Genomic DNA, 10,607 nt, shown 5'->3' on the forward strand with positions numbered 1-10,607 from the left:
CGGGACGGCGCCTCGAAGACGACGCCCTGAGGACGTCGGCCGTCGCGTCAGTGCGCGGCCGGAACGTACGGCGCGAGGAGCGCCGCCAGTTCCTCGTGCACCCGCGCCTTGAGCAGAGTGCCCTCCGGGGTGTGCTCCTCGGAGATCACCTCGCCCTCGGCGTGCACCCGCGAGACGAGCCCGCCGTGCGTGTACGGCACGAGGACCTCGAGCTCGACACTCGGCCGCGGCAGCTCGGTGTCGATCAGACCGAGCAGCTCCTCGATGCCCGCGCCCGATCGGGCGGAGACGGCGATGGAGCGCTTCTCGATCCGCAGCAGCCGCTGGAGCACCAGCGGGTCCGCCGCGTCTGCCTTGTTGATCACGACGATCTCCGGCACGTCGACCGCACCGACCTCGCGAATCACCTCGCGCACGGCCGCCAGCTGCTCCTCCGGAGCCGGGTGCGAGCCGTCGACCACGTGCAGGATGAGATCGGAGTCGCCGACCTCCTCCATCGTGGAGCGGAACGCCTCGACCAGGTGGTGGGGCAGGTGCCGGACGAATCCGACGGTGTCCGCCAGGGTGTAGACCCGGCCGGTGGGCGTCTCGGCCCGCCGCACGGTCGGGTCGAGGGTGGCGAACAGCGCGTTCTCCACCAGCACGCCCGCGCCGGTGAGGCGGTTGAGCAGGGACGACTTGCCGGCGTTGGTGTATCCGGCGATGGCGACCGACGGCACCTTGTTGCGGCGCCGCTCCTGCCGCTTGATGTCGCGGCCGGTCTTCATCTCGGCGATCTCCCGGCGCATCTTCGCCATCTTCTCGCGAATGCGACGCCGGTCGGTCTCGATCTTGGTCTCACCGGGACCACGGGTGGCCATGCCGCCACCGCCGCCGCCACCCATCTGACGGGACAGCGACTGACCCCAGCCGCGCAGGCGCGGCAGCATGTACTGCATCTGCGCCAGGGCGACCTGCGCCTTGCCCTCTCGGGACTTGGCGTGCTGGGCGAAGATGTCGAGGATGAGGGCGGTCCGGTCGACCACCTTCACCTTGACGACGTCCTCGAGGGCGATCAGCTGGCCGGGGCTGAGCTCACCGTCGCAGACGACGGTGTCGGCGCCGGTCTCCAGGACGATGTCCCGCAGCTCCTGCGCCTTGCCCGAGCCGATGAAGGTCGCCGGGTCCGGCTTGTCGCGACGCTGGATCACGCCGTCGAGCACGAGGGCACCCGCCGTCTCGGCGAGGGCCGCGAGCTCCGCGAGGGAGTTCTCCGCGTCCTGCACCGTCCCCGAAGTCCAGACACCGACCAGCACGACGCGCTCCAGGCGCAGCTGGCGGTACTCGACCTCGGTGACGTCCTCGAGCTCGGTGGAGAGACCGGCGACACGGCGCAGGGCCGCGCGCTCGGAGCGGTCGAACTGGTCGCCGTCCCGCTCTCCGTCGATCTCGTGGCTCCAGGCGACGTCCTCTTCCATCAGGGCATCGGCCCGAAGGCTCTCGGTGCGGCTGGTCTCCGCGAAGCTCTGCTTGTCCTGGGAAGGGGATGAAGAGGAGGTCATTTGATCCTTACGTCGAAGAGAAATCCGTTACGGCAATCACAACGCGTGACACCCGGGAAGAATTCCCGCCGCCCGGCCGCGCCGCCGACCTGAAGATGGTGACACGGCCCGGCCGGGCCCGTCATCCCGGTTTCCCGGCCTTCGGCGCCCGGCTGCGCCAGTCCGGGTGCCCGGGCATGGGCGGGGTCTTCGGCCCGTACAGCCAGTCGGCGAAGAAACGGGTGAGATCGCGCCCGGACACCTCGGCCGCCAGGGCCGTGAAGTCGTCGGTCGTGGCGGTGCCGTCCTGGTGCTCGGCGACCCAGCGGCGCTCCAGCCGGTCGAAGGCCTCGGTGCCGATCTCGTGGCGCAGCGCGTAGAGCGCCAGGGCGCTGCCGTCGTAGACGACGGGCCGGAAGAGGCTGATCTTCTCACCGGGCTTCGGCGGCTTCGGGGCGGCCGGCGGGCCGCCGTCACTGCGCCACTGGTCGGAGGCGGCGTACGCGGCCTTCATGCGGCGCTCCAGGGTGGGCCCGCCGTGCTCCTCCGCGTACGTCGCCTCGTACCAGGTGGCATGTCCCTCGTTGAGCCACAGGTCGGACCAGGTGCGCGGCGAGACGCTGTCGCCGAACCACTGGTGGGCGAGCTCGTGGACCATGATCGAGTCGACGTACCACGCGGGGTAGCCCGGCTCGGTGAACAGGCCGCGCTCGAAGAGGGAGAGGGTCTGGGTCTCCAGCTCGAAGCCGGTGTCGGCGTCGGCGATCAGGACGCCGTAGTTCTCGAAGGGGTACGGGCCGACCCGGCTCTCCATCCACTCCAGGTGGCCGGGCGTGCGCCGCAGCCAGGGTTCGAGCAGCTCCCGGTCGGCGGTGCGGACCACGTCGCGCACGGGCAGGCCGTGCGGGCCCTCGCGGTGGACGACGGTCGACTCGCCGATGGAGACCTGGGCCAGCTCGGTGGCCATGGGGTGGGCCGTGCGGTAGGTCCAGGTGGTAGTGCCGTCCTCGCGGCGCTGCCGGCTCTCGGAGAGGCCGTTGGCGACGGCGGTGAAGCGGTCGGGCGCGGTGATCCGGAAGGTGAAGAACGCCTTGTCGGAGGGGTGGTCGTTGGAGGGGAAGACCCGGTGGGCGGCGTCGGCCTGGTTGGCCATGGCGAGGCCGTCGCCGGTGCGGACCCAGCCGCCGGAGCCGGCGAGGCCCGTCGGGTCGCTGGTGTGGGTGACGGCGATCTCGACGGTCTCGCCGCGGTCGACCGGCTCGGCCGGGGTGATCACCAGGTCCTCGCCGCTGCTCGCCCACTCGGCCGGTTCGCCCTCGACGGTGACGGCGGAGACGGTGCCGTGGGTGAAGTCGAGGTTGATCCGCGGCAGGTCGTCGGCGGCGAGGGCCTGGATCCGGGTGACGCCGGCGAGCGGTTCGGTGTTGCGGCCCGTGTAGGTGAGGCCGATGTCGTACGTCAGGACGTCGTAGCCGGGATTGCCCAGGTGGGGGAAGAGCGGGTCGCCGATGCCGAGCGGGGCGGGACCGGGCAGGGCGGCGGCGACGAGTCCGGCGGAGAGGGCCACGAGGACGGCGGAACGCAGGGCACGCGCGCGTGGAGACGGTTCACGGGTCGCCCGGGAGGCCCGGGAGAGTTCAGTGGCGTTGTCGGCCGAGGGCTCGGTGGCGTTGTCGGCCGAGGCCTCGGTGGCGTTGTCGGCTGCGGGTTCGGTGGCTCTGTCGGCGGGGGGCTCGGTGGCGTTGTCGGCTGCGGGTTCGGTGGCTCTGTCGGCGGGGGGCTCGGTGGCAGGTCGGGAGGCGCGGGAGCGGAGCGGCATGGGCTACCGCTACCAGGGCCCGGGCCGCTCCCCCGGGCGGCGCGCGCGCCCGCCACTCGAAGGGGTCAGGCCGGGGCCGGTGCCGGGCCCGCGCGGGGCCCAGGATCGGGGCCTGGCGGCTGCTCCGGTCGCCGGCGACGGCCGGTCAGAGCCCGGGCGACGCGGGGTGGCGGGCGCGGCTCACGTCGTACACCCCGGGCACGTCCCGCATGGCCCTCATCAGGGCGGGCAGCCCGGCGGCGTCCGGCAGTTGGAGGGTGTACGTGTGGCGGACCCGCTGCTCGCTCGGAGGCTCGACGGTGGCCGAGACGACGGCGGCCCCCTCACCGGCGATGGCCTCGGTGAGGTCGGCGAGCAGCCTCGGCCGGCCGAAGGACTCGGCGACGAGGGTGACCCGGCATTCGGCCGTGTCGCCCCAGTGGACGGTGACCGGGACCCGGCCGTGTCTCCTCATGGTGTCGGCGGAGGCGCAGCCCGTGCGGTGGACGGTGACGGAGCCGCCGCGTACGACGAAGCCGGTGATCTCGTCGGGCGGTACGGGCGTGCAACAGCCCGCCGGGCGGACGGTCGGAGGTGTGGCGCCCGCCGCCGCGTCGGGGAGCTCGGCGCGCAGCCGGGTGCCGGAGCGCCGGTCGGCGGTGACGCTCGCGGGCGGGCGGGGGGCCGCGGCGGGGACCTTGGCGGCCTCGGGATGCGCCTGGAGCCAGCCGGTGATGGCGATCCGCGCGGCGGGCGTACGGGCGTGGTCGAGCCACTGCGGCGAGGGCCCGGAGGCGGCGTCCTGGGCGAGCAGCAGCTGCACGGTGTCACCGTCGTGGAGGACGGTGCTCAGCGGCGCGAGCCGGCCGTTGACGCGGGCGCCGAGACAGCCGTGGGCGGCCTCGCCGTGCTCGGCGTAGGCGGCGTCGACGCAGGTGGCACCGGCGGGCAGGCTGATCATGCCGGGGACGCCGCCGTCGGCGCGGTAGACGGTGATCTCGCGGTCCTGGGCGAGGTCGGCGCGCAGCGAGGTCCAGAAGGTGTCGGGGTCGGGAGTGGACTCCTGCCAGTCGAGGAGCCGGGACAGCCAGCCGGGGCGGGTGGGGTCGACGCGCTCGCCGTCCTCGGCGCCGTCGGGGCCGTCGGGGCTCGCCGCGTACGGGTTGCCGAGGGCGACGACGCCGGCCTCCGCGACCTTGTGCATCCGGTGGGTGCGGATGAGGACTTCGGCGACGGCGCCGTCGGGGGCGGCGACGGCGGTGTGCAGCGACTGGTAGAGGTTGAACTTGGGGGCGGCGATGAAGTCCTTGAACTCGGACATCACCGGCGTGAAGCAGGTGTGCAGTTCGCCGAGGACGGCGTAGCAGTCGGCGTCCTCGCCGACCAGGACGAGGAGCCGCCCGAAGTCGCTGCCGCGCAGTTCGCCCCGCTTGAGGCGGACGCGGTGCACGGAGACGAAGTGCCGGGGCCGGACGAGGACTTCGGCTCCGATGTCCGCCTCGCGCAGGACGGCGGACACCTGCTCGGCGATGGCGCCGAGGGCGTCGCCCGCGCCGGTGTTGCCCGCGATGAGGGCGCGGGTGGCCTCGTACTCCTCGGGATGGAGGATCGCGAAGACCAGGTCCTCCAGCTCGGTCTTGAGCGCCTGGACGCCGAGGCGCTCGGCGAGCGGGATGAGGACGTCGCGGGTGACCTTGGCGATGCGGGCCTGTTTCTCGGGGCGCATCACGCCGAGGGTCCGCATGTTGTGCAGCCGGTCGGCGAGTTTGATCGACATGACCCGGACGTCGTTGCCGGTGGCGACGAGCATCTTGCGGAAGGTCTCGGGCTCGGCGGCGGCGCCGTAGTCGACCTTCTCCAGCTTGGTGACGCCGTCGACGAGGTACGCGACCTCGTCGCCGAACTCGCGGCGCACCTGGTCGAGCGTCACGTCGGTGTCCTCGACGGTGTCGTGGAGCAGGGCGGCGGTCAACGTGGTGGTCTCGGCGCCGAGTTCGGCGAGGATCAGGGTGACGGCGAGCGGGTGGGTGATGTACGGCTCGCCGCTCTTGCGGAACTGTCCGCGGTGGGAGGACTCGGCGAGCACGTACGCGCGGCGCAGCACGGCCAGGTCGGCGTCGGGGTGGTGGGCGCGGTGGGCCTCGGCGACGTGTCCGATGGCATCGGGCAGCCGGTGGCGGGCGGCGGGCCCGGCGGTCGCGCCGAGCAGGGCGGCCCGCCCGAGCCTGCGCAGATCGATCCTGGGACGGCCGCGTCTGCGGCCGGGAGCGTCCGGGCCGGCGGCCTCGGCGTCGCTCACGGGGTTGGTGGCCTCTGCGCTCATGGGCAACCTCCGGCGGCGTCGACCGGCGGTGGGCCGGGCAGGCGTGCCCGGTGGGCCGGTGCTTGATGCTACCGACCCCACCACGTGGCGCAGTCCCGCTCTCGCCGAGCGTGAACGGGATCACCCATTCGAGGGACGAATCAGTCGTTGACGGTTTCGATTCTGTGACGTCCGAGGCACGCGACGCGCGGCGGGCGGGGGGAGTGCGGGGGGCGTGCGTAAGACGACAGGCTCCGGACGGCAGGCGTCGGGGGACGCGTCAGGCGTCGAGCCAGGACGGCTCGACGGTGCCCTCGGCGACGATCACCGCGGGGCCGGTCATCTCGATCTCGCCGTCGGGGTGCTCGGTGATCACGAGGGTCCCGCCGAGGACGTCGACGGTGTACGTCACGGGCGTGCCGGACGCGGCCGGGTCGGCGCCGTCACGGCGGGCGGTGGCGACGGCGACGGCGCACGCGCCGGTGCCGCAGGAGCGGGTCTCGGCGGCGCCGCGCTCGTGGACCCGCATGGCCACGTGGCGCGGACCGCGGTCGACCACGAACTCGATGTTGACGCCGTCGGGGTAGACGGCGGCCGGCTCGTACGGCGGCTCGTCGTTGAGGCTGCCCGCGTGGTCGAGGGACTCGACGAAGGCGACCGCGTGCGGATTGCCCATGTTGACGTTGCGGGCGGGCCAGCTGCGGCCGTCGACGGTCACCGTGACGCCGGCCTCGGGGAGCACGGCCTTGCCCATGCGGACGGTGACGGAGCCGTCCTTGTCGAGGTGGACGCGCTTGATCCCGCCGCGGGTGGCGACGGCGACCTCGCCGGCGGTGATGTGCCCGGCGTGCTGGAGGTAGCGCGCGAAGACCCGGACGCCGTTGCCGCACATCTCTGCGATGGAGCCGTCCGCGTTGCGGTAGTCCATGAACCACTCGGCCTCGTCGGCCAGGTGCTTCGCCTCGGGGTGGGCGGCGCTGCGCACGACGTGCAGCACGCCGTCGCCGCCGATGCCCGCCCGCCGGTCGCAGAGCCGTGCGACGACGGCCGGAGGAAGGTCGACGGCGTTCTCCGGGTCCGGGAGGATCACGAAGTCGTTCTCGGTGCCGTGTCCCTTGAGGAAGACGAGGGGCGAGGTCATCTGCGCGTTGCTCACGCGATCAACTGTACGGGGCGGGCCCGACAAGGGGCGCCGCAGTCCAGGGAGCGGTACGGGCGGGCCGCCCGTACGGGGCGGGGCCTGCTGGCCGGGGCGCGGCCTGCCGCCGACTACGCGGGCCGGCGGCCGGCGCGCCTGCGGCCGGGTTGCGCGGACCAGGCCGGTGCGGCCCTGCGGCGGGGTGGGGGCATACGGCTGACGCGGGGCCGGATGCCGGTTACGCGGCGTGCAGCCAGGTCAGTGGGGCTGGGGCGGATGCGGCCCACGGCCCGCTCTGCGGGGCCTCGGCGGATGGGGGCCCACGGCCCGGTCTGAGGCCCTGTGGCGGGTCGGGGTACGCGGCCGGGTGCGGGCCGGCGAACCGGCGCGCGACGGGCGGCCGGGGTATGCGCGTGGGAACCGGTACGCGGCCGGCGGCCAGAGCACCTGCGGGGCAGGACAGCCCGCGCAGAAGGCAGAAGAATGTGCAAGCTCTGTCATCGCCCGCTGGCCCTTAATCGGGTTGTGCCAGCACTTCGTCCCAGACGTCGCCCCCGTCTGCCCAGGTCCACAGCCACTGGCGCAGCGATGGCGCCGCATACCGCAGGCCGTGATGAGGATCCTGGCCCCAGTCCGGTTCCCAGCCATCGGCATCCCAGAGCAGTACCGGGTGATCAACCGCTATCAGGGAGACGTACCACTCCATCGTGCAGCCGCCGCCCGTCAAGAAGAACCAGGACGCCGGCGCCCCCCACCCCGCCCGCTGGGCGTGGATGGTCGTCGCGCAATGCCAGTCCGGCAGATGCCAATGCGGAACGCGGCGCGGCGTCAGCGACGCAAGGCCGCCTTCCGGCCCGAACCCGCCGTCGCCGACCTCTGTGTAGATACGGCGGAGCAACCCAGGCAAGGGATACCCGAGGCTGTGCTCAGCAAGGTCCACTTCTGTCTTCGTAAGGGGCGGGAACGGCTGATCTGGGACACACCCACGAGAGGCGGGCACGCTCTCGGAGCCCCACGCGAGTGCGTGCAGCCTCTCCAGAAGCGCGTCGTCATCCGCAGCAGTGCGGTGCGCAGCATCGGTCACGAGCCGGGACTGTAGTACGCGCCACTCCTTCGTCAGCCCGCCAGGCCAGGTGAGATGCCCGTCAGCACGTCCCGGGCAACCAACGAAGGTCGGGCCAGCCTGTATTTCGGAGCGTCTCCCGCCACACAGCCCTCAGGCAACGGCATTGGGGTCTGCGCGCGGCCACCGCGGCCTGCGGGCCACGTCTGCGGCCTCCGGGGCCGGCGCGGGGCCCGCAGTCGCTCTGTGGCCCCCGGGGTCCGTGCAGGCCCCACGGCCCGGTGCGTGGCCGCGGTAGATGCCGGGCCCGGGCACGTGGAGGCCTGCGCCCCGGGTCAGTGAGGGACTCGGGGCCTGGAGGCCCCGTGGCCAGGGTCTACGACCCGGGTCAGGGCGGGGTCTACGGCGCTCGGTGAACGACCCCGGGCCCAGGGCGGGGCGCTGGGTGTCGGTCGCCCCGGCGGGCCTCAGCGGAGGCGGGCGACGCGCCAGACCGCCAGGGCCACCAGGACGGCGCTGAAGGTCACGTACAGCGCGAGGGCGCGCCAGTTCGGGCGTTCGCCGGAGCCGCGTACCGGCAGGCCCGGCCAGGTGTAGCCGACCCGGCGCGCGGCCATCATGCCCCAGCCGGCCGCGCAGCAGCTGATCAGCAGGCCCAGCATGGCGACGACGGCGCCGCCGTCGCCCGAGCCGAAGGCGAGCGGGAAGGCGAACATCAGGGAGCCGACGGCGGCGAGCGCGACGATCGGGGCGAGCTGCCAGATCCTCAGGCGGCGCTGCGGGCGCAGTTCCACCTCGACTTCCGCCGCATCCACCTCGACGGCGCTGCCCTCGGCCTCGTCCGGGCCGTCCGGCGTCAGTCCGGGCGCCTCACCGGGGACTTCACCCCGGACGGCGGCCTGCTGCTCGGTGTCGCGAGGGCCGGCCTCCATCGCCACGCGCCCTCCCAACTCGGACTCCACTTGGTCGATCGATGCTCGATGATGGCACGCCGCACACCCCCGGAATGACGGGCATGACGTCCCGATGCCATCACGTGATCAGGCTGTAACCGCTCGTTCGACCAACGCCAGCGCCCGCCCCGGGAGTTCCCCGCGGTCCTCGGCGGCGCCGCTGAGCCAGTGCACCCGGGGATCACGCCGGAACCAGGAGTCCTGGCGGCGCGCGAAGCGCTTGGTGGCGCGGATCGTCTCGGCGCGGGCCTCTTCCTCGGTGCACTCCCCCGCGAGCGCCGCGAGCACCTGCTGGTAGCCGAGCGCGCGGGCGGCCGTGCGCCCCTCGCGCAGCCCGCGCGCCTCCAGGGCGCGGACCTCGTCGACGAGACCGGCCTCCCACATGCGGTCCACACGGGTGGCGATGCGCTCGTCGAGCTCGGGACGGGCGACGTCGACGCCGATCTGCACGGTGTCGTAGACGGAGTCGTGGCCCGGGAGGTTGGCCGTGAACGGCTTGCCGGTGATCTCGATGACCTCCAGGGCGCGGACGATGCGCCGGCCGTTGCTGGGCAGGATCGCCCGCGCTGCCTCCGGGTCGGCGGCGGCGAGCCGGGTGTGCAGCACGCCGGAGCCGCGCTCCTCCAGCTCGCCCTCCAGGCGGGCCCGGATCTCGGGGTCGGTGCCGGGGAACTCCATGACGTCCAGGGCACCCCGTACGTACAGCCCGGAGCCGCCGACCAGGATCGGGGTGCGGCCCTCGGCGAGGAGCCGGTCGATCTCGGCGCGGGCGAGGCGCTGGTACTCGGCGACGCTCGCGGCCTCGGTCACGTCCCAGATGTCGAGGAGGTGGTGCGGTACGCCGCCGCGCTCCTCCATCGTCAGTTTGGCGGTGCCGATGTCCATCCCTCGGTAGAGCTGCATCGAATCGGCGTTGACGACCTCGCCGCCGAGCTGCTGGGCGAGGAACACGCCCAGATCGGACTTTCCGGCCGCTGTGGGACCGACGACGGCGATGACCCGCGAGGCGGGAGCTGCACTTCTCACCGCCCCAGTCTCGCAAACCTCCCGCCGCGTCCCCGAATGAGCTACGTGACGGCTCTCATCCGGCTTCGTTGCCTGTTGCGGAATGAGGACCCTGAGTACGCTAGGGAGCAGATATGGGCGTTTTCGCACTGTTTCGCCGTAAGAGTAAGGAAGAGGTCGAAGAGGTCTCCGAGGCGACGACCGTGGCGGAGGACGCGACGGAGGACGTGACGGACGGCGTGACGGAGAAGCCTGCCGGCTCAGGGACGCCGGAGGTGTCCGAGGCCGCCGAGAAGGCCGCGGAGGCCGCGCACGCGGCGTCGACGGATGCGACTGCCGCGGACTCCGCCGACCCTTCCCGGTCCGTCGGGTCCGCCGAGTCCGTCGAGTCCGTCGAGATCCCGAAGCAGCAGTCCGCCGAGGAGGCAGCGGACAACGAAGCCGGCGAGGGCGCCCGCAAGTAGGCCCTAAGAAGGCACGAGGAACGCGGAGGGACGGTGACCCCATGGGTCTCCTGGATTCACTGAAGGCCAAGCTCGCCCCGGCCAGGGACAAGGTCTCCCACCTCGCCCAGGAGCACGGGGGGAAGGTCGAACACGGCCTGGAGAAGGCCGCCAGGAAGGTCGACGAGAAGACCAAGGGCAAGTACAGCGACAAGATCGAGTCCGGCACCGGGAAGGCGAAGCACGCCATCGACCGCCTCGCCCACAAGGACGAGGGCCCGGCCGGCCCCACCGGCCCCGCCGGTCCGCCCCCGCCGCCGGCCGCCTGACCCGGGACACCCTCCTCAACGCAACGGCGGAGGGGGAGGGGGGGGTTGGCTCCCGG

9 protein-coding genes are annotated in these 10,607 nt (G+C 73.0%); 2 read left to right on the forward strand and 7 right to left on the reverse strand.

Annotated elements, in window-relative coordinates; translation table 11 throughout:
- Positions 1–47: 47 nt before the first annotated feature.
- The 7 genes from hflX to miaA all read right to left on the reverse strand — a co-directional run bounded on the left by hflX (position 48) and on the right by miaA (position 9,800).
- Complete coding sequence (hflX, locus tag ACFWJO_RS27270; RefSeq protein ID WP_386869215.1) at positions 48–1,541, reverse strand: GTPase HflX; 1,494 nt, start codon at positions 1,539–1,541, stop codon at positions 48–50.
- 121 nt (positions 1,542–1,662) lie between these two features.
- Positions 1,663–3,339: a M1 family aminopeptidase gene (locus tag ACFWJO_RS27275; RefSeq protein WP_386869217.1), complete on the reverse strand. Its 1,677-nt coding sequence runs from the start codon at positions 3,337–3,339 to the stop codon at positions 1,663–1,665.
- A gap of 145 nt (positions 3,340–3,484) precedes the next feature.
- Entirely contained in the window at positions 3,485–5,641 is a 2,157-nt protein-coding gene (locus tag ACFWJO_RS27280; protein ID WP_386869219.1) for a RelA/SpoT family protein, read from the reverse strand.
- A 259-nt stretch (positions 5,642–5,900) separates the two neighbouring features.
- Positions 5,901–6,761 carry a diaminopimelate epimerase gene (gene dapF, locus ACFWJO_RS27285; RefSeq protein ID WP_386869231.1) on the reverse strand — a complete coding sequence of 287 codons (861 nt, stop codon included), beginning with the start codon at positions 6,759–6,761 and terminating at the stop codon, positions 5,901–5,903.
- 511 nt (positions 6,762–7,272) lie between these two features.
- On the reverse strand, positions 7,273–7,698 hold the full coding sequence (locus ACFWJO_RS27290; RefSeq protein ID WP_386869221.1) for a hypothetical protein: 426 nt from the start codon (positions 7,696–7,698) through the stop codon (positions 7,273–7,275).
- A 590-nt stretch (positions 7,699–8,288) separates the two neighbouring features.
- Positions 8,289–8,753 (reverse strand): hypothetical protein, encoded by a 465-nt coding sequence (locus tag ACFWJO_RS27295; RefSeq protein ID WP_384415278.1) that lies wholly within the window; start codon positions 8,751–8,753, stop codon positions 8,289–8,291.
- A gap of 108 nt (positions 8,754–8,861) precedes the next feature.
- On the reverse strand, positions 8,862–9,800 hold the full coding sequence (gene miaA / locus ACFWJO_RS27300) for a tRNA (adenosine(37)-N6)-dimethylallyltransferase MiaA (RefSeq protein WP_386869223.1): 939 nt from the start codon (positions 9,798–9,800) through the stop codon (positions 8,862–8,864).
- Positions 9,801–9,913: 113 nt separating this feature from the next.
- Here miaA and ACFWJO_RS27305 point away from each other — a divergent pair, with 113 nt between their 5' ends.
- Positions 9,914–10,243 carry a hypothetical protein gene (locus ACFWJO_RS27305; RefSeq protein ID WP_386869225.1) on the forward strand — a complete coding sequence of 110 codons (330 nt, stop codon included), beginning with the start codon at positions 9,914–9,916 and terminating at the stop codon, positions 10,241–10,243.
- A gap of 41 nt (positions 10,244–10,284) precedes the next feature.
- Positions 10,285–10,551, forward strand: a complete 267-nt coding sequence (locus tag ACFWJO_RS27310) for an antitoxin (protein ID WP_386869227.1) — start codon at positions 10,285–10,287, stop codon at positions 10,549–10,551.
- The last annotated feature ends 56 nt before the right edge of the window (positions 10,552–10,607 follow it).

The organism is Streptomyces sp. NPDC127092, from assembly GCF_042722475.1.
Taxonomy (GTDB): domain Bacteria; phylum Actinomycetota; class Actinomycetes; order Streptomycetales; family Streptomycetaceae; genus Streptomyces.

What these genes read in the sequence shown, in the direction of transcription:
- ACFWJO_RS27310 (WP_386869227.1), top strand. Translation starts at nt 10,285, where the DNA reads ATGGGTCTCCTGGATTCACTGAAGGCCAAGCTCGCCCCGGCCAGGGAC.
- ACFWJO_RS27275 (WP_386869217.1), bottom strand. Translation starts at nt 3,339, where the DNA reads ATGCCGCTCCGCTCCCGCGCCTCCCGACCTGCCACCGAGCCCCCCGCC.
- ACFWJO_RS27280 (WP_386869219.1), bottom strand. Translation starts at nt 5,641, where the DNA reads ATGAGCGCAGAGGCCACCAACCCCGTGAGCGACGCCGAGGCCGCCGGC.
- ACFWJO_RS27295 (WP_384415278.1), bottom strand. Translation starts at nt 8,753, where the DNA reads ATGGAGGCCGGCCCTCGCGACACCGAGCAGCAGGCCGCCGTCCGGGGT.
- ACFWJO_RS27305 (WP_386869225.1), top strand. Translation starts at nt 9,914, where the DNA reads ATGGGCGTTTTCGCACTGTTTCGCCGTAAGAGTAAGGAAGAGGTCGAA.
- dapF (WP_386869231.1), bottom strand. Translation starts at nt 6,761, where the DNA reads ATGACCTCGCCCCTCGTCTTCCTCAAGGGACACGGCACCGAGAACGAC.
- hflX (WP_386869215.1), bottom strand. Translation starts at nt 1,541, where the DNA reads ATGACCTCCTCTTCATCCCCTTCCCAGGACAAGCAGAGCTTCGCGGAG.